The sequence below is a fragment of the Anaerovirgula multivorans genome, assembly GCF_900188145.1.
GTDB lineage: Bacteria > Bacillota > Clostridia > Peptostreptococcales > Natronincolaceae > Anaerovirgula > Anaerovirgula multivorans.
This window is the reverse complement of sequence record NZ_FZOJ01000010.1, coordinates 1-18,989: the sequence shown is the minus strand read 5'-3', so window position 1 is coordinate 18,989 and position 18,989 is coordinate 1. Positions and strand designations below refer to the sequence as shown.

Below are 18,989 nucleotides of genomic sequence, written 5' to 3'. Positions count from 1 at the left end.
ATGGAAGTAAAACTTTTTAACTTTAAAGAAATAGGTGATAAAAGAGGGACACTTACACCTATTGAAGCTAGTAAAGACATCCCCTTTGAAATTAGAAGAGTGTATTATATGTATGGAACTGTTGAAAATGCTAGGAGGGGTTATCATGCCCATAAAGCATTGAAACAAATTTTAATCTGTATTAACGGATCTTGTAAGGTTCTCTTAGATGATGGTAAAGAAAAAACTATTATAGAGTTAAGCAAGAGACATCAAGGCTTATATATCGGTGAATATATGTGGCGTGAAATGTATGATTTTTCTAAGGATGCAGTGCTGATGGTTTTGGCATCGGATTATTATGATGAAACTGACTATATAAGAGATTATGAAATATTTCTGACTATTTTAAAAGATAACTGTCAAAATATAGATGTATTTATTCACCCAAAAGCTATAGTTGAATCCAGTAATATTGGAAGTAAAACAAAAATATGGGCTTATTCTCACGTCTTATCTAAAGCAGTTATAGGGAAAAATTGCAATATCTGTGATCATACTTTCATAGAAAATGATGTTATTATAGGCGACAATGTTACTGTAAAATCTGGAGTATATATTTGGGATGGTGTAAAAATTAGCAATAATGTTTTCATAGGTCCAAATGCAACTTTTACTAATGATTCTAGACCTAGATCGAAACAGTATCCTGAAAAGTTTAAAGAAACAATCATTAAAGAAGGTGCTTCAATTGGAGCAAATGCAACTATAGTGGCAGGAAATACAATAGGAAAATATGCATTAATAGGTGCAGGAGCAGTCGTAACTAAAAACATACCTGATTATACCATGTGGTATGGTAACCCTGCTAAATTCAAAGGATATATTTGTTCATGTGGAGAGCAATTAGAGTCAGATTTTAGGTGCCCTAGATGTAAGGTTGAGCACCCAATAAAGGGAGATATAGGTGAAAATGAAAATATATGTGAAATTGAGAGGAAGGCACAATGATACCTTTTTTAGATTTAAAAAAAATTAATGATCAATATCATGAAGAAATCATAGAAAGTATGGAGAAAATATTAAACAGTGGTTGGTATATCCTTGGAGAGCAAGTGAAAGCTTTTGAAAAAGAATTTAGTGATTATTGTGGTAGTAAACACTGTATAGGTGTAGCTAATGGGCTTGATGCGCTTATACTAATATTACAAGGATATAAGGAATTAGGGTTAATTGATGATATGGATGAGATCATTGTGCCAGCTAATACTTATATAGCAACCATTTTAGCTATTTCCAAAAGCAATTTAAAACCAATATTAGTAGAACCTGATTTATCTACATATAATATTGATAGTACTAAAATAGCAGAAAAGATAACATCAAAAACCAAAGCAATTATACCAGTACATTTATATGGACAATGTGCAGCTATGGATGAAATAAAAGAAATTGCTACAAAGTATAATTTGCTAGTTATTGATGATTGTGCTCAAGCTCATGGTGCAATTTATAAAAGGGAGAAAGTTGGAAACTTAGCTGATGCAAGTGGATTTAGTTTTTATCCTGGTAAAAATCTTGGAGCATTAGGAGATGCAGGTGCAATCACCACTAATGATGATCAATTGGCTGAAATATTAAAAACTATAAGAAACTATGGTTCAGAAATCAAATATAAAAATATGTTCAAAGGTGTAAATAGTCGGTTGGATGAAATGCAAGCAGCTGTATTAAGAGTAAAGTTAAAAGGATTAGATGAAGATAATAGAAAAAGAAGAAAATTAGCTGATGCTTATTTGAAAAATATAAGTAATAGGCATATTATATTACCTAACAAATCAGATGAAGAGTCTCATGTATGGCACTTGTTCGTTATAAGGACAAAAGAAAGAGATAGATTTAAAAAATATTTACAAACAAATGGTATTAATACTATGGTGCATTATCCTATACCTCCTCATAAACAAGAAGCCTATAGAGAATGGAACAAATTAAGTTATTCTATAACAGAACAGATTCATGATGAAGTGTTAAGTTTACCCATTAGTCCTATAATATCGGAGGATGATTGTTGGAAAGTAGTAAAAACAATAAATAGATATAGAGGTATAGAATGAGTAAACGAACAAAGCTTTTTATAGAAAATTTTTTAGTGTATGGATTAGGACAGGCAATTAGTAAAATAATACCTTTCTTAATGTTACCAATTATAACGAGACTTATTCCAGATACATATTATTATGGGATAAATGATGTTTTAAATGTAGTTGTTTCATTTGGATCGGCTTTAGTTATTATGGGACTTTATGATGCGCTTTTTCGAATGTTTTTTGATAAAGATGAATTAGAATATAAAAAAGAAGTTTGTAGCAGTGCGTTATTTTCTATTCTTATAAGTGGTGGAATAGTATTTCTTATATTAAGTATTTTTATAAATTTTTTTGAACAGTTGTTTTTTGATACCCAACAATATCCTATACTTATTTTTATTGTAGCTGTAGATATTTATATTAAGGCACTAAAAACAATTATAGCGGCTCCGACAAGAATGGAGAACAAAAGAAGAACTTATTTAATAATTAATGTTATTTCCCCTATTATAGGTTATTCATTGTCAATACCATTGCTTTTAAAAGGTTATTATCTTTTAGCGCTTCCTTTATCTAGTATGCTCTCATCTATAATAACTTTGATCATATTCTATAGTATAAATAGAACATGGTTTCAATTTAAATTTATTAATAGAGAGATAATATATGCTTTGTTGAAGATTGGATTACCATTAGTTCCTACATTTATATTTTATTGGATATTTTCTTCTTTTGATAGAATTATGATATCAAAACTAATTGGGATTGAACAGGTAGGCATATACAGTATTGGGGCAAAAGTAGCTTCGATAAGTCAACTTGTATATACAGCTTTTTCAGGAGGCTGGTCATATTTCACTTTTTCTACTATGAAGGATGAAGATCATGTTGAATTAATATCTAAAGTATATGAATATTTAGGAATAATTGCTTTTTCTTCTACGATTTTATTAATGCCTTTTTCAAAAATTATTTTTGAATTACTATTTACAGGGGAGTATATAAAAGGCTATATTGTTTTTCCATACTTATTTTTATCTCCTTTGATATTAATGTTATTTCAAACTGCTGGCAGTCAATTTTTAGTAATAAAAAAAAGCTGGCCAATAAGTGCTAGTCTTTTACTAGGAGTAATGGTCAACATTATATTAAATTATATTCTTATACCTAGATTTGGTATTGTAGGAGCCTCTGTAGCAACTTTATTAGGATATATTTGTTCAGCTTCTATATTAACTTTAGTTTTAATTAAAATGAAGTTACTAAAAATTAAATCAAGATTTCTAGTTCCAATTTCTGGAATTTCAATTTATTTTGTGTTTTTTAATATATTACGTTTAAATTCAGATTTTATATTTCGATTTATTTCTTCTTTATTAGTTATAGCAGTATATATACTACTATATTTGCAAGACTTTAAAAATATTTCTAGGATTAAAGAGTATAGGTATTGAAAATTCACAAATGTTTTTTTAGATAATCAAGAAATATTGAGTAATCTAAAGTAAGAATACTATATTTAAAGCTATATTTTCTTGTTTATTCTATGATGGAAAATTCTTATTTAAGTTATAAGTATTTTCCATTAACAGGGCCTTAAGTAAGAGCAGTAGATATTATTAATAGTATATGCTATTTATCATAATTTAGGTATCTATAAATGAAGTGCTGTAATCCAAGTTAATATGATAATAGAAAACAATGGAGGAAAACAATGGGAAATAAACCACTTGTATCAGTAGCCATAATTACTTATAATCAAGAAGAATATCTAAAAGAGTGTATAGAATCAGTATTGGCTCAAGATTACGATAATATTGAAATAGTAGTAGCTGATGATGCTTCTCAAGATGGAACTCAAGCTATGTTAAAGGAATATGATAAAAAATATCCTGAAAAGTTTAAGTTGGTTTTATCTAAAATAAATCAAGGTATAACTGCTAATTCAAACAATGCTCTTTTTGCATGTAAAGGGAAATATATTGCATGGTTGGGAGGGGACGATCTCTTTTTGCCTAGTAAAATTACAAAACAAGTAAAATTTATGGAAGCTAACCCTGAACTAGTAATTTCATATCATAATATTGATAGATTTGATTCAAATACAGGAAGGACTTTATATTATGTAAATGATGTTCGTGGTAGACATGAGGGAAACGTGGATGTAATTATTGAACATGGTACATTTATGGGTGCATGTTCAGTGATGGTCTTGAGAGAAGCCTGTCCTAAATGCTTTAATCCTAAAATACCGATTGCTAGTGATTGGCTATTTTGGATAGAAACATGTTATAACGGCAAGATTGGTTATATAGATGAAATTTTAAGTAAACAAAGGAGACATTCTAACAATATTACTAAACTTACAACATACAAAACTAAACTTAAAGAAAGAATATTGACCTTAAACTTGGTTAATACAAAAAAAATTAGTAATCCTAATTCAATACGAAAAGCTAAAGCAAGAGTACAATATCATTATGCGTTAAATTGCATACTAAATGATAGTAATGAAGCTAGCGTAGCAATAAAAGATAGTATTGAAAGTCACGATTTAGGATGGAAACAAAAATTAATTCAGATTTTAATAAAGTTTAAAATCCAAGATATATATAAATTTTATTATAAACACTTTAAAGCTAAAGAATAAATTTAGGTATTTCTATGTACATTATCTTTAAATTAGGCAAATGCTTTATTTTATATAGTACGTTTAAATACAAAAGTTACTATTTATTGTAACTAAGATTATCCTTTAATATTTTAAAATTCAAAAGGAAAAATTCTCAATTAAGTGTATTTTATTAAGGAGCAAATGAAAATGTTAAAAAAAACTCTAAAAATAACATTATTATTCTTTTTAGTATATAGCCTATTATTTAAAGGAATACCTTATGTTACAACTGGAAGAATTTCTATGATACTATTTTCCATACACTTTTTTATTTTTAAATTTAAACCTAAGAAAGATTTACGCTTTAAAAGGATAGAATTTGTAGCAATAATAGCATATTTTCTGATATACCTTTATGCAATATACAGCTATATACAACTGGGTAGATTAGAAACAACAACTATATCAAGATTTTTTTACTTCGTAACAACAAATATATATATGAGTTTTATACTGGTAAAATATTTTGACAATAAATCTGAATTTATTAGAGCATTTTCAATTATTAGTTTTATTCAAGCATGTTTAATAATTGTTAGCTTTTTTTCTCCAAGCTATAGGTTTTTTTTAGCAAGCATCTTAGAACAAACCGGAAATAGAGAATTAATTAGTGACTTTAGAGCACCAGGACTATTTAATTCAGCAGGAGCTACATTATCAATAATACAAGGAATTGGAGCATTTTCAAGTCTATATATTTTGCTGCATTCCTCAAAAGAAAGACTTAAAAAAAAGAATTATATAATTTTAATGATTAACATAATTTCTATATTCTTTATTGGTAGAACAGGGATTATACTATTTATAATATTAGCATTAGGGTTATTTACGGGATATAAAACTTTATTTTTAAAAAAATTATTACCCCAAATATTGATAATAACTCTTTTAGTTACTTTTATAGCTGGTATTTCAATTAGAGGTAATATCCAAGAAGATACAGTTCAACGAATTAATGAAAATAAAGAATGGTTTCTTGAAATTTTTTCTACACCAATAAAACAAACGGCGTTTTATAGGAATTTTGTACAAAAAATGGATGTTCCTCAACTTAATTATAATACAATAATTGGAACTTCAAAGGTTAGAGCTGAAATAAGAGGACATGATTCTGGGTATATTCAAATGTATTATTCAATTGGATTGGTTTTTGCTATTCTATTTTATTTAATATTACTAATTCATCTTTTAAGTATGAACTTTACTTTGAAGAAATGTTCAGATAATAAATTTAGACGGATTGGTATTTTTTTAATTATTACATTATTTTTTATTGAAATAAAAGAACCGTTTCTTTTTAAGTCATCTTACTTATTATATATTTTAGTTGTTCTGCGATTGGATTATAAAGAGAAAAAGAAAGAGTTTACAAAAAATCAAATAGTTATTAATACATGAAAATCATAAAAGAGGGCGATAAATTGGAACGTAAAAACCAAGATAAAACAATTCATATTTTTATAGGGTCTTTGAGAGGTGGGGGTGCTGAGCGAATATGTGTAACTATAGCGAATGGACTAATAAATAGAGGATATAATGTAAAACTTATAGTGTTAAATTTAAACAATGCTGTCTACCAAAAACAGTTACATCCTCAAGTTCAAATTTTTAATCTTAAAAAGAAACATACAAGAAGATGTTTCTTCTCAATATATTCGTATATATTGAAAAATAAACCAGCTACTATTTTAGTATTTAATTATCAAATTGCATTAATACTGGTACTTATTAAAATTACTAGGCAATATAACTATAAAATTATTGCAAGAAATATAAATACATTATCTGTAAAGCTAAAACATGAGAAATCATTTTGGAATAAATATATAATAAATGGAATTACGAAAGTTTTGTATAAAAAAGTAGATCTAGTAATAGCACAATCTGAAAATATGAAAAATGATTTAATAAAAAACTATAACTTTTCAATAGATAAATTAAATGTTATTAATAATCCAATTCCATATCATATAGAGGCACATAGAAAAACTGAAAAAAATCATATTAAAAATAATAAAAGGAGTATAAAAGAAATATTGTTTATAGGAAGATTAGAAGAAGCCAAAGGATTAGATATGTTATTAAATGCAATAAAGATTTGTATTAGTGTAGATAAGCATATTATTTTAAGAGTTGTCGGAAGAGGATCTTTGGAGCAGAAATTGAAAAAACGAGTTCAAGAAGAAGGAATGGACTCCAATGTGATATTTGAAGGATTCGCTCAGAATGTAATATCCTACTATGAAAATGCTGCTGTGACAGTCTTATCTTCATATTATGAAGGTTTTCCAAATGTTTTAGTTGAATCAATTGCTTTAGGAACGCCAGTAGTGGCATATGATTGTCCCTCAGGACCTAAAGAAATCATAAATAATGGAGTAAATGGTTTCTTAGTGGAGTATTTGAATGTGCAAGAGCTATCTAAATACTTATTAAAAGCTTTAACACATGAATGGAACGATTTTGAAATTATTAATTCGATTAAGCATTTATCTTTAGATAATGTTCTTGAAAAATATATAAAAATTCTTGAGAAATAAAATTTTTTAAAGAGAATAAGAAAGATATTTGTATATATTATTATAAGGAGAATGCCTTATGAATAAAACTAAAATATTATACGTTGTATCAACACTACGTAGAACTGGGCCTACTAATCAGTTATTTAATATAATAAAACACTTAGATAGAAATATGTTTAAGCCATATATATTAACCTTATCGCCAGAAACTGAAGATAGTAAATATAATAATTTTATCGACTTAGGGGTAATAATTAAATCACTACAATTATCAAGGATGAGAATGCTTTTTAATGGAGATAAAAAGCTTAAGAAAATAGTAAATGATGTAAATCCAGACGTTATACACACTCAAGGGATTAGAGCAGATACCTTAGTGTCAAAGTATTTATATACTTATAGACACTGTAACACTATAAGAAATTATGCTTGTTATGATTATAGCATGAAATATGGAACTTTTTTTGGGAAAATAATAGCTAACTTTCATTTAAATACAATTAAAAAAATAGAAAAACCAATTGCATGTTCATATTTTGTATCAAACTTACTAAATGTGAACCACAAAATTAGTGTAGAAACAATACAGAATGGTGTAGATGATGATGTTTATAAACCAGTTGATAGAGAAGATAAAGAAGCTTTGAGGAAAAGACTTAACCTTCATAATGGAAAAGTTATATTTATAGCTACAGGAGATTTGATACCTAGAAAAGATCCTATTACTATGATTAATGCTTTTAAGATTGCCAACTTAAATAGAAGTGCTCAATTGTTACTTTTGGGGGAAGGTGAATTAAAAGAAGAATCCATGAAGTTAGTAAATAATGATGTTTTAATGATTGGCCGCGTTGAAAATGTAATAGATTATTTGAGAGCAAGTGATGTTTTCGTATCTTCCTCAAAAGCTGAAGGTCTTCCCAATGCGGTATTAGAAGCAATGAGCACTGGTTTGCCAGTATTATTATCGGATATAGAGCCTCATATAGAATTATTAAACAAAGATAAAGAAACAGGGGATATTTTTAAAATAGGGAATGTAGAACAGTTGAGTGAGTTGTTTGAAAGGTATATGAAAGAAGATAGAGAGCATAAAGGTAGAAAAGCAAGAAAGATTATTGAAGAAAATTTTAGCGCTAAAATAATGAGTGAAAAATATCAAAGTACATATAAAAATTTGTTAAATATTAGTTTAAATTGAATTATGCATTTAAGGAGGTGATTTTTTGGAAAATGAGATATTATTTAATGACGAGTTTTTAATACATGGCATAACAGTTGGAATTCCCTTCTATAAGAATAGTAAAAAAAACGAGCTGAAATTAGCAATAGATTCAATTTTAAATCAAACACTTCTTCCATATGAAATTCATTTAATTCAAGACGGACCTGTAACAAAAGAAATAGAAGAAGTGGTTAGGTACTATGTAAATACATTAAAAGAAGTAAAAATAAAACACATATTAATTCCGCAAAATGTTGGACTTGCTCAAGCTCTAAATATTTCAATATTAGCAACAAACACTTGTTATTATGCACGCATGGATGCTGATGATATTTCTCATCCAGAAAGATTTAAAAAACAGTATGATTTTCTAGAGGTAAATAGAAATGTACATATTCTTGGAACATGGGAAGTTTTATTCCAAGATGAATTGAATTATACAAAGGGATTTTTGAAAAAGGTTCCTACTACAGAAAAAGAAATCCACAATTTTTTTCATTACAGGAGCCCTTTTGTACATGCATCTGTTATGTTTAGAACAATTATTTTTTCTAAAATTGGGTTATATAATATTTCAACTAAAAAAATAGAAGATTATGAATTATGGGCAAGGGTTTTAAAAAATAAAGTAGGGGTAGCGAATATACCAGAAACATTATATTTTATGCGCTATACTGAAGCTATGGAAAGAAGATTTGGATTTGATGCATTCTTGAAACGTTTAAAAATTCAATACAGTTACAATACACCATCTCCTAAACTTAATCTTCTTAAAATAGCATCTCTAGTTTTCTTTTTATTGCCAAATTCAATAAAACGATGGGGATATAATAATTTAAGAGGATAGATTGAAGTTGCTCTAAACATAAATGGACGCAAGTAAAGGTGGATATAATGAGAGAAAAACAAGATTTACAAATAGAATACAATGTTGACCTTTCAACAGAAGAATTATATCTTTTTCTAAACCATTGCTATGGAAAGTGGGGAAATATTAATTACTTAAACTGGAAATATAGGCTAATTAATGGTGTTAAATTAGATACAATTATCATAAAGAGTAATCAGAAGCCTATAGCATTTAGGGGAGTCTTTACCAGAAATTTAAAGGCTAATGATAAAAGTTATAATGTATCAACAGTTGGTGATACTTCTGTGTCTAAAGAATATAGAGGGCTAAAACTATATAGGTATTTAGTTGATTTTGCTGATAATGTAGTAAGTGAAAACAATTGTCAATTTCTATCTTCCTATAATCAAATGTCTAGTATAACGTTTTTAAAAAATAAAGAAAGAGGTTGGCAACCCTTTGACTTTTCAGTGAAGATGAAAATATTTTCATATAATAAAGTTTTCAACTACTATTTAGATAAAGTATTAGAAAACAATAAAAAGCTTAAAAACCTTACGCTTAAATATATTAACAAGATACAATTATTTATTGAAAATGAAAAAATAAATTTAAGTGATAAGGATGATTGTTTAAAGTTAACCACAATTAAGATATCTAAGAATGCATTTGAGTCCTTAATAAATAACAGACACAAATCTATTGCTAGTCTTTTGATTTTAGGAATTAAACTATTTCTCAAAAGAGAGGTTAAATTGAAACTACATTTTAATAAATTAGTAAAATTTAAATAAGGATGGAATGAAAATGGCAGAGATGTTTTTTCGTATATATAAGAATGAAGATAAAGAAAGAGTTTTAGATTTATATAATAAAATGTATCAGCAATTCATTATGTTTGAACGTAATGAAGATTACCTAAAATCATTAATGAGTCGACCAGATATAGTAGATGAAGGAGTAATTGTTGGAGAGTTAGGCGGAATGGTTTCCGCTTTTATTGTTTTGGCAGTTAATGAAGTAGAAAATTTAAGGGAAGGTAGAGTATTAGAACTAGTAATTAATACTGATGTTGAAATAGATATAGAGTATCTATATAGGTATATCGAGAATTCTTTTAAAGAGAAAAATGTGGATATGATAGTAACACCAAACTTATTCTTTGTAAAGGAATCAAATAGATGTAATGATTGGTTAGAACTTAGAGACCATATGTTTATGACTTATCCTTTAAATATAAAAGAAATGATAGAGGATACAATTAAATATAATGATACAGAAGCCGTTTGGTTAAATAAGAAAATAGTTTTTAATACGGAAAAGGGTAAGTTTCAAATATACCTGCAAGACAATGATATTAAAGAAGATATAGATCAAAGCAATATAGTTAATTTAGAAATAACAACAACTATAGGAGTACTGTGGGGAATCATGCTAAAACAAATAACAGTTACAAAAGCTTTAGCAAAAAGAAAAGTAAAGATGCCTATACTTCAGATAGCGGACTGTCATAAACTATTAAATTCAATTGTGTTGAAAAAAGATTTTTTATTGACATTTGCAGATCATTTTTAAGAGAGTTGGTTGTCGGTATAGGATTGGAAGAAAAAGGCTTTCAAAAAGAAAGGTATGAATTAGAATGAAAAATTTTTTTTTAACTTTAGATTTAGAAGAATGGTATCATCTAGAATATTTAAAAAAATATAAAGTTAATGATAATATACAAATGATAAAGCATATTAGTGAATTTTTTGACTTGCTAGATAAATATGATATTAAAATTACAGTATTTGTATTAGGTGAATTAGCAGATCAACATGCAATTATAATTAAGGATATTAGTAATAGAGGGCATGAAATAGCTTGCCATGGTTATGACCATCAGCTTTTATATAATAAAACAAATGAAGAATTTAGGCAAAATATTTTACAAGGTAAAAAGGTACTAGAAGAGATTATAAATAAAGAAGTAATTGGCTATAGAGCATCTTGTTTTTCAATGGATAATGAAAAATTAAGGATTCTTAAAGAATGTGGCTATAAATATGATTCAAGTTATATTCGATTTTCTCAACATGACCTTTATGGTTCTTTAGCTATAGATGATTTTGAAAGTATAGAAGATTTAGTATATAGACAAGAAAATTTTTTTGAATTTGAAATACCTACTTATAGAATTTTTAAATACGATATTCCTATTTCAGGAGGGGGATACTTTAGACTTTTTCCACTTTTTCTTTTTAATTACATGTTTAATAATTATAGCAACTTATTTAAGAACTTTGTTTTTTACATACACCCTTTCGAGTTAACAGATGTAACTATTAATTTTGGAAAGACGGTAACCTATAAAGATAGATTTCGATTTGAAGTAGGTAGAAAAGGTAATCTGAAAAAATTCGAAAAATTTATAAAGTATTGCAAAAAAAATAGTTATCAATTTCAAACTTTTTCAGACTACATCAATTCAGGAGGAGATTATGGAAAAAATACTAATAACAGGGGGTAATGGTTTTGTAGGTAGTTATTTAATGAGACAATTAGCCCCAAAATATGAAGTATATGGACTGAGTAAGAGAGGTGGACAAAGTCATAATTTTATACAATGTGATATTACTAAAAAAGAAGAAGTGATAAATAAGTTAAGAAATATAGACTTTGACTATGTGATACACTGTGCTGCTATAGCTCATAATGATAATAATAAGTTTACTAAAGATGATTTTTTTCAAGTAAATACTATAGGTACACAAAATTTAGTTGAGGTTTTTAAAGAAAAGGAAAACTTAAAACTATTCATTTTTTTTAGTACAGTATCTGTCTATGGTGAACGCGATTATAAAACAGATATTACAGAAAATGCAGACAAGAGACCTATTATCTCCTATGCCAAAAGTAAAAGTAAAGCAGAAGATATTTGCTTAGAGACACAAAAAATACCTTGTACGATTTTGAGATTTCCTGTGATTTATGATAAGTGCTTTATGAAGGATATTTACAAAAGGGTGTTAACTAAAGGTGACGGTGGAAGACTTATGTTCAAAATTGGCAATGGACAACAGCGGTTTTCCTTTTGCAATATAGAGAATGTTCTATCAGCAGTGGAAATTGTACTGAAAAATTATTCTAATACGAGAAACGAAATTTATAATGTTACTGATGAAAATAGCTATACTATCAATAATGTAATCTCTATATTCAGAGAACTTAATAGTACTAAGAAAATCATTATATGGGTACCTAAAATACTTGTAAAGGCATTATTTAATATTTCTTCTGTCGTTTTAAGAGAAAAGAAACAACAATTGAAAACTTTTTACTGGAAGCTTGCGGAGAATAATATTTATTCTACAAAAAAAATAAAAAGGCTAGGGTATATGCCCTCAAAAGATTTATATTCGATATTAGACAAAATATAGCTGTGGCTTTCTAAAGCAAATAGCATATAATTTGTATATTAATTAAAAGGAGTTGCATTATGGATAGTATAAAATTTAATGAAAAGCCTCTAATTCTAATAACGGGTATTGCTGGTTTCATAGGTTTTCATTTAGGAGTTCTATTACTAGATAAATCTTATCAAGTGATAGGAGTGGATAATCTAAACATGTATTACGACTCCAAGCTAAAAGAGGATCGTCTAAAAAAACTACAAAGACACGATAATTTCACATTCCATAAGATAGATTTAAAGGATAAACTGTCTGTAGATGCTATCTTCAGAAATTGCAAACCAGACTATGTAATTAACTTGGCAGCTCAAGCTGGCGTCAGATATTCAATTGAAAATCCCTATGCATATGTGGATTCAAACCTTATCGGCTTTATGAACATCCTAGAAGCTTGTAGAGATTATCCAGTTAAGCATTTGCTCTATGCTTCTTCAAGCTCAGTTTATGGAGGTAATAAGCTTGCACCGTTTTCTACGAATCAGAATGTAGATCATCCGGTAAGTCTATATGCTGCGACGAAGAAATCTAATGAACTTATGGCTCATGCATACAGTCATATATATAGAATTCCAACCACAGGACTTAGATTTTTTACCGTTTATGGCCCTTGGGGAAGACCAGACATGGCTTACTTCTCTTTTACAAAAGATATCTTACAGGGCAAGTCGATCAAGGTATTCAATCACGGGAAAATGGAACGTGACTTCACTTATATAGACGACATTGTTGAAGGAATCTACAAGCTCATTGGCAGACCACCCGTAGCCAATGAAGAGTGGGATGAAAGCAAAGACGATTTAAGTACAAGTTTTGCACCATATAAGATTTATAACATCGGAAATAATCAGCCAGTACAGCTGATGAAATTTATTAATGTTCTTGAGGAGAAGATTGGCAAGGAGGCTGAAAAAATTTACATGGACATGCAGCCTGGAGATGTATTAAGAACTTATGCAGATGTTTCTGACCTTGAAAGAGATATTAACTTTAAACCAGGGACAAGTATAGAGGAAGGACTTGGAAAGTTTGTGGAGTGGTATAAAGAGTATTATAATGTTGAAAAGTAGGGGCTGGAAGTTCAGAAAATTTGGCTCTGTAAATAAATTAAGCAATTCAAGGGGGTACAGTCAAATGAAAATAACAATAGCAGGAACAGGTTATGTAGGATTATCCAACGCTGCTCTTTTAGCTCAACATAATGAAGTCATTGCGCTGGACATTATCCAGGAAAAAGTAGATATGATCAATAACAAGAAAGCTCCTATTGTTGATGCAGAAATTGAAAAATATCTAGCAACTAAGGATTTGAACCTTAAAGCAACAACCGATAACTACATTGCATTTAAGGATGCAGAGTACGTCATTATTTCTACACCTACCAACTACGATCCGGACAAGAACTATTTTAACACTAGGACCGTAGAGGCCGTGATTGCAAATGTACTGTCCATCAATCCTGATGCAGTGATGGTGGTTAAGTCTACAGTACCGGTAGGATATACAGAAAAAGTTAGAGAAAAATTCGAAACAGAGAACATCATCTTTTCGCCAGAATTCTTAAGAGAAGGAAAAGCTCTTTATGATAATTTGTACCCCTCTAGGATTGTTGTAGGTGAGCAATCGGAAAGAGCTAAGAAGTTCGCAGACCTTCTAGTTCAAGGTGCTCTTAAAGAGGACATACCAGTTTTGTTCACTAATTCGACTGAAGCAGAAGCTATTAAACTTTTTGCAAACACTTACCTTGCTATGAGAGTTGCGTTCTTTAACGAACTTGATACTTATGCTGAGGTTAGAGGGCTAGACACTAAGCAAATTATCGAAGGAGTAGGACTGGATCCAAGAATCGGAACCCACTATAACAATCCATCCTTTGGCTATGGTGGATATTGCTTGCCTAAAGATACCAAGCAGCTATTAGCCAATTATGCCGATGTCCCAAATAATATAATGGTAGCGATTGTTGATGCCAACAGGACCAGAAAAGATCATATTGCCGATATGATTATAAAGAGGGATCCTAAGATTGTAGGAATCTATAGACTCACTATGAAGATGGATTCAGATAACTTTAGACAATCAGCTATTCAGGGTGTCATGAAGCGCATCAAGGCCAAGGGAATAGAGGTTGTGGTGTATGAACCGGCACTTGTTGATGCAGATGATTTTTATAATTCAAGAGTTATAAAGGATTTTGATGAGTTTAAGAAGATAAGTGACGTAATTGTTGCGAATAGATTATCTGATGAGATTAGAGATGTAGTAGGCAAGGTATACACGAGAGATCTGTTTAGTAGAGATTAATGTAGAATCTTAAGTTGTAATAGAATTGAGGTGAACTAAACAATTATGAATATACTAGTTGCTGGCGGGGCTGGCTATATAGGAACACATACCTGTGTTGCTTTATTAAAAGCAGGTCACAAAGTTATTGTTGTAGATAATCTTTGCAATAGTAAAGCTGAGACTATAGATAAAGTAAGACAAATAACGAATAAAGAAATAATTTTTTATAAGATAGATGTGACTGATGAAGCAGCTGTAGATATAATGTTCTCTAACCATGATATTGACGGCGTGATTCACTTTGGCGGACTTAAGGCGGTAGGGGAGTCGTTGAAAAAGCCCCTAGAGTATTATTACAATAATATCGTCAGCACGATGGTGTTGAGTAAGGCATGTATTAAATATGGTGTAGGGAGGTTTGTGTTCAGCTCATCGGCCACCGTGTATGGTGAGAATGAAGTACCATTTGTAGAGATCATGGATTTGTTGCCGACGACTAATCCATATGGGGAAACGAAAGTCATGAGTGAACGGATTTTAACTGATGTTGCGAAGGCTTATCCCGGGTTTGCTGTTTCTCTCTTAAGATACTTCAATCCAGTAGGTGCTCATGAGAGTGGTCTGATTGGTGAGAATCCTAATGGTATTCCTAATAACCTGATGCCGTATATAACTCAGGTGGCAAAAGGTGAATTGAAGAAGTTGAGAGTCTTCGGAAATGACTATCCAACAATTGATGGTACTGGAGTAAGAGATTATATACATGTAGTAGATCTGGCTGAAGGACATGTTGCTGCCATAGAGAAACTGACAGAAGGTGTGCATGTCTATAACCTTGGAACAGGTCGAGGCACTTCTGTATTAGAGTTAGTGAAAGTTTTTGAAGAAGTTAATAATATAAAAATACCTTATGAAATAGTGGATCGCAGACCTGGAGATATTGCTGAGTGTTATGCTGATGTTAGTAAAGCAGAAAGAGAGCTTGGCTGGAAGGCTAAACTTGGTGTAAAAGAGATGGTTAGGGATGCTTGGAAGTTTGAAAATGGAAAGTAGTTTTGTTGGGGAGTTGTTTTCTCGGAACACCGGCATCACTCCAACTAAGTAACTCATACCCAACACAGAGAGGTGGTTTCGTGTTGACATCAAGAAATCATTAAAGCAGGCTTATTTCTTTGATTTTAGAAATATCTATAAGCGAGAAAATATCGAGAAGCAAGGATTAAAATATATTGGAGCAGGTCAAAGAAGTAACTTGTAGAATATTTACAGAAAAGGAGATTATAACATAGATAGGTACTACTACTTTATTCAATTAATTAAGAATTACTAACCTTGGTGCCAGTGAAAGCTCCGAAAAACGCTAACAAATAAATAATTATACCTATACAAGAATAAAAATACATTCGCCGAGGGTTTAAGAAAAAATATCCCAATATCCCTAAAACCCTTGATATTTCAACATAATCCCTTTATTAGACGTAGTATATATGATATAATATAAGCATATAAAACGTTGAAATTTAGGAGGTTATAGAGATATGATGGGAAAGAATAATGGGCAAATTGATGTATTCGATCATATGATATTTGAGAAATTAATTCCCAAAAATCATTTATTGGTCAAGATAGATTCTATCATTGATTTTTCATTTGTATATGAACAAGTACAGGAAAAATATAGCCACTTAGGAAGAGACTCTAAAGATCCTGTTATGATGGTAAAAATATTTTTGTTGGAATATTTATATAACCTTTCAGATGTAGAAGTATCTAAAAGAATTGAAACAGATATTGTCTTCCGTTATAAAAGAAATGCAAAAATTCAATGAAGACTTTAAACCTGGGTGTTAAACCTGGGTGCCAGTCACTTAACTTATTAACTTATTGCAAAGAAAATCACCTTCTGGTAAAATAAAGCCAGGAGGTGGTTTTCTTTGGGAAGAAGGCCTAGGATAGAGTTTAAGGGAGGGGTTTATCATGTCATTCAAAGAGGGAATAATCGAGAGTATATATTTGATAAAAAAGAAGATAAGGAATATTTACTAAAACTAATAGGGGAATATAAAGAGGTTATGAATTTTGAACTATACGGATTTGTTTTAATGGGTAATCACTATCATATGGTTCTGAAGACCTTAGACAGCCCATTGCAGGATATCATGCATCGAATCAATAATAAGTACAGTAAATATTACAATCATAAAAATAAAAGAACTGGACACGTTTTTGAAAATAGATATAAAGGAATTTTAGTGAAGGATGACAAATATCTCTTATCTTTGCTACGGTATGTCCATCAAAATCCCTTAAGGGCAAAAATGTGTAAGGAATTGAAGGACTATCCATGGAGTAGTGACCCATACTATAGAAAAAATAAGGGAAGAGACATTGTAGATATTGAATTTATTTTAAATATATTTTCTAAAAACAGACAACAAGCCATAAAAGCCTATGTAAAATTTATGGATATGGGTCAAATGGAGGAAAGTAGTGCCTTTGAAAAAGTGGTGGCTATTGGTGAAAACCAAGAGACAGTTATCAGCAAAGCATTGGAGGCTCCTGCAAGAAAAGGTCTGGATGAAATCTTATATGAGGCAACAAAGGACAAGTCAATTTATGAGGATATAAAAAAAGGTTCAAGGAAAAGAAATCTAACCACCTATAAACAAACATATATTCAGCAGGCTTTGGCTGCTAATTATACCATGAAGGAAATTGGAGAAAGTATAACCATCAGTGAAGTTGCCATATTTAAAATCCACCATAAATAACAATCCTCTAACAACCCTTCTGACAATCCGTATCAGAATATTTCAAAAGCTATAGTAAATAGTTTGATGTTTTGATAGAATAGCCATAAGGTAATCAGTTAAAAGCACTAACTTATCTTGAAGGGAGGAAATTTTATGGATTTTCAAGATACTCGTTGGATACAAAGATTTAATAATTACAAGAAAGCATTGAAACAGCTTGAAGAAGCAGTGGAATTGATGGGAAAAAGAGAACTTACAAACCTTGAGAAACAAGGGGTTATACAAGCATTTGAATACACCCATGAATTAGCCTGGAAAACTTTAAAAGATTTTCTTGAAAATAGAGGCAATACCAATATATATGGTTCAAGAGATGCTACAAAAGAAGCCTTTACTCTAGGACTAATAGAAAATGGAGAAGTTTGGATGCAGATGATAAAAAGCCGTAATATTACAAGTCATACATATGATGAAGGTACAGCCGATGAGATTATTGGTTTAATAAAAGATTCATACTTTGAAGTTTTTGAAGAATTTAGAATCAAGATGAATGAATTTCAAAGAGAAGAGAGTAAAAAACTATGAAATATGGCCTAAAAGAAAGTATATTGGCAAGTATTCTTGAGATTTTTTCTAGACACTCAAAAATTGAAAAGGTATTACTTTACGGCTCACGGGCAAAAGGAAACTATAAAAATGGCTCAGATATAGACTTGACTTTGGTTGGTAAAAATATAAATCTAGAGGATATAAATAAACTGCATTTAGAATTGGATGAACTATATTTACCTTATGGTTTTGATTTATCTATATTTGAAAAGATAGAGAATAAAGATTTAATTGATCACATTAACAGAGTTGGAATAATAATATATGAAAGGTAGATGCGCAGGCACAAGCAGACACAAGGGGAAAGTTCTTTTGTGTTCTTTTGTGCTGACTCTACCTCGAGTTTATGCGCGCACTAAGGGACGTCAGGTTGCGTAAAAACTTTTATTTGATTAATTGCATGCATAATATATGCTTTTGATAAGCTTATTTAATACTATATATTGTATACTTGAGTCACTGTCATCAACTTAAGAAAATAAGTTTTTTGATCCTTGAAAATTGCATAAGAATATAATTAACAAATAGTGCTAATTCACTATTGACAAACAA

The 18,989-nt window shown here is 29.8% G+C and carries 19 protein-coding genes; all 19 read left to right on the top strand.

Annotation, left to right across the window (positions count from 1 at the left end):
* Positions 1-990, top strand: a complete 990-nt coding sequence (locus CHB72_RS27965; RefSeq protein ID WP_089283060.1) for a WxcM-like domain-containing protein — start codon at positions 1-3, stop codon at positions 988-990.
* Positions 987-2,096: a DegT/DnrJ/EryC1/StrS family aminotransferase gene (locus CHB72_RS11695; protein WP_089283059.1), complete on the top strand. Its 1,110-nt coding sequence runs from the start codon at positions 987-989 to the stop codon at positions 2,094-2,096. Before CHB72_RS27965 ends, CHB72_RS11695 begins: the two co-directional genes overlap by 4 nt.
* Complete coding sequence (locus CHB72_RS11690) at positions 2,093-3,523, top strand: lipopolysaccharide biosynthesis protein (protein ID WP_089283058.1); 1,431 nt, start codon at positions 2,093-2,095, stop codon at positions 3,521-3,523. Before CHB72_RS11695 ends, CHB72_RS11690 begins: the two co-directional genes overlap by 4 nt.
* Before the next feature lie 260 nt (positions 3,524-3,783).
* Positions 3,784-4,719, top strand: coding sequence for a glycosyltransferase family 2 protein (locus tag CHB72_RS11685; RefSeq protein ID WP_089283057.1), 936 nt, complete (start codon positions 3,784-3,786; stop codon positions 4,717-4,719).
* Positions 4,720-4,890: 171 nt separating this feature from the next.
* Positions 4,891-6,141: a hypothetical protein gene (locus CHB72_RS11680; protein WP_089283056.1), complete on the top strand. Its 1,251-nt coding sequence runs from the start codon at positions 4,891-4,893 to the stop codon at positions 6,139-6,141.
* A 23-nt stretch (positions 6,142-6,164) separates the two neighbouring features.
* Positions 6,165-7,283 (top strand): glycosyltransferase, encoded by a 1,119-nt coding sequence (locus CHB72_RS11675; RefSeq protein WP_176431337.1) that lies wholly within the window; start codon positions 6,165-6,167, stop codon positions 7,281-7,283.
* Positions 7,284-7,341: 58 nt separating this feature from the next.
* Entirely contained in the window at positions 7,342-8,466 is a 1,125-nt protein-coding gene (locus CHB72_RS11670) for a glycosyltransferase family 4 protein (protein WP_089283054.1), read from the top strand.
* Between the two features lie 25 nt (positions 8,467-8,491).
* Positions 8,492-9,337: a glycosyltransferase gene (locus tag CHB72_RS11665; RefSeq protein ID WP_089283053.1), complete on the top strand. Its 846-nt coding sequence runs from the start codon at positions 8,492-8,494 to the stop codon at positions 9,335-9,337.
* A 47-nt stretch (positions 9,338-9,384) separates the two neighbouring features.
* The gene (locus tag CHB72_RS11660; protein WP_089283052.1) at positions 9,385-10,134 is read left to right on the top strand and encodes a hypothetical protein; all 750 of its coding nucleotides are present in this window, start codon (positions 9,385-9,387) and stop codon (positions 10,132-10,134) included.
* A 13-nt stretch (positions 10,135-10,147) separates the two neighbouring features.
* Entirely contained in the window at positions 10,148-10,915 is a 768-nt protein-coding gene (locus CHB72_RS11655; protein WP_089283051.1) for a hypothetical protein, read from the top strand.
* A gap of 64 nt (positions 10,916-10,979) precedes the next feature.
* Positions 10,980-11,849, top strand: a complete 870-nt coding sequence (locus CHB72_RS11650; RefSeq protein WP_089283050.1) for a polysaccharide deacetylase family protein — start codon at positions 10,980-10,982, stop codon at positions 11,847-11,849.
* Positions 11,821-12,759, top strand: a complete 939-nt coding sequence (locus CHB72_RS11645; protein WP_089283049.1) for an NAD-dependent epimerase/dehydratase family protein — start codon at positions 11,821-11,823, stop codon at positions 12,757-12,759. The genes CHB72_RS11650 and CHB72_RS11645 overlap by 29 nt, the downstream gene beginning before the upstream one ends.
* Before the next feature lie 59 nt (positions 12,760-12,818).
* Entirely contained in the window at positions 12,819-13,859 is a 1,041-nt protein-coding gene (locus tag CHB72_RS11640; RefSeq protein WP_089283048.1) for an NAD-dependent epimerase, read from the top strand.
* 64 nt (positions 13,860-13,923) lie between these two features.
* Positions 13,924-15,093: a nucleotide sugar dehydrogenase gene (locus tag CHB72_RS11635; RefSeq protein WP_089283047.1), complete on the top strand. Its 1,170-nt coding sequence runs from the start codon at positions 13,924-13,926 to the stop codon at positions 15,091-15,093.
* Positions 15,094-15,138: 45 nt separating this feature from the next.
* The gene (gene galE / locus CHB72_RS11630; RefSeq protein ID WP_089283046.1) at positions 15,139-16,128 is read left to right on the top strand and encodes a UDP-glucose 4-epimerase GalE; all 990 of its coding nucleotides are present in this window, start codon (positions 15,139-15,141) and stop codon (positions 16,126-16,128) included.
* Positions 16,129-16,613: 485 nt separating this feature from the next.
* Positions 16,614-16,904 (top strand): transposase, encoded by a 291-nt coding sequence (locus tag CHB72_RS11625; protein ID WP_242975113.1) that lies wholly within the window; start codon positions 16,614-16,616, stop codon positions 16,902-16,904.
* A gap of 105 nt (positions 16,905-17,009) precedes the next feature.
* Positions 17,010-17,846 (top strand): transposase, encoded by an 837-nt coding sequence (locus tag CHB72_RS11620; protein ID WP_089283045.1) that lies wholly within the window; start codon positions 17,010-17,012, stop codon positions 17,844-17,846.
* Positions 17,847-17,981: 135 nt separating this feature from the next.
* A complete protein-coding gene (locus tag CHB72_RS11615) occupies positions 17,982-18,413 on the top strand; it encodes a nucleotidyltransferase substrate binding protein (RefSeq protein ID WP_089283044.1) in 432 nt (143 codons plus the stop codon).
* Positions 18,410-18,712, top strand: coding sequence for a nucleotidyltransferase domain-containing protein (locus tag CHB72_RS11610; protein WP_089283043.1), 303 nt, complete (start codon positions 18,410-18,412; stop codon positions 18,710-18,712). Before CHB72_RS11615 ends, CHB72_RS11610 begins: the two co-directional genes overlap by 4 nt.
* Positions 18,713-18,989 lie beyond the last annotated feature (277 nt).

Excerpts from the sequence above, each read along its gene's own strand:
- CHB72_RS11645 (WP_089283049.1), top strand. The coding sequence starts at position 11,821 with ATGGAAAAAATACTAATAACAGGGGGTAATGGTTTTGTAGGTAGTTAT.
- CHB72_RS11615 (WP_089283044.1), top strand. The coding sequence starts at position 17,982 with ATGGATTTTCAAGATACTCGTTGGATACAAAGATTTAATAATTACAAG.
- CHB72_RS11625 (WP_242975113.1), top strand. The coding sequence starts at position 16,614 with ATGATGGGAAAGAATAATGGGCAAATTGATGTATTCGATCATATGATA.
- CHB72_RS11660 (WP_089283052.1), top strand. The coding sequence starts at position 9,385 with ATGAGAGAAAAACAAGATTTACAAATAGAATACAATGTTGACCTTTCA.
- CHB72_RS11655 (WP_089283051.1), top strand. The coding sequence starts at position 10,148 with ATGGCAGAGATGTTTTTTCGTATATATAAGAATGAAGATAAAGAAAGA.
- CHB72_RS11635 (WP_089283047.1), top strand. The coding sequence starts at position 13,924 with ATGAAAATAACAATAGCAGGAACAGGTTATGTAGGATTATCCAACGCT.
- CHB72_RS11640 (WP_089283048.1), top strand. The coding sequence starts at position 12,819 with ATGGATAGTATAAAATTTAATGAAAAGCCTCTAATTCTAATAACGGGT.
- CHB72_RS27965 (WP_089283060.1), top strand. The coding sequence starts at position 1 with ATGGAAGTAAAACTTTTTAACTTTAAAGAAATAGGTGATAAAAGAGGG.
- CHB72_RS11670 (WP_089283054.1), top strand. The coding sequence starts at position 7,342 with ATGAATAAAACTAAAATATTATACGTTGTATCAACACTACGTAGAACT.
- CHB72_RS11685 (WP_089283057.1), top strand. The coding sequence starts at position 3,784 with ATGGGAAATAAACCACTTGTATCAGTAGCCATAATTACTTATAATCAA.
- CHB72_RS11610 (WP_089283043.1), top strand. The coding sequence starts at position 18,410 with ATGAAATATGGCCTAAAAGAAAGTATATTGGCAAGTATTCTTGAGATT.
- galE (WP_089283046.1), top strand. The coding sequence starts at position 15,139 with ATGAATATACTAGTTGCTGGCGGGGCTGGCTATATAGGAACACATACC.
- CHB72_RS11680 (WP_089283056.1), top strand. The coding sequence starts at position 4,891 with ATGTTAAAAAAAACTCTAAAAATAACATTATTATTCTTTTTAGTATAT.
- CHB72_RS11650 (WP_089283050.1), top strand. The coding sequence starts at position 10,980 with ATGAAAAATTTTTTTTTAACTTTAGATTTAGAAGAATGGTATCATCTA.
- CHB72_RS11690 (WP_089283058.1), top strand. The coding sequence starts at position 2,093 with ATGAGTAAACGAACAAAGCTTTTTATAGAAAATTTTTTAGTGTATGGA.
- CHB72_RS11695 (WP_089283059.1), top strand. The coding sequence starts at position 987 with ATGATACCTTTTTTAGATTTAAAAAAAATTAATGATCAATATCATGAA.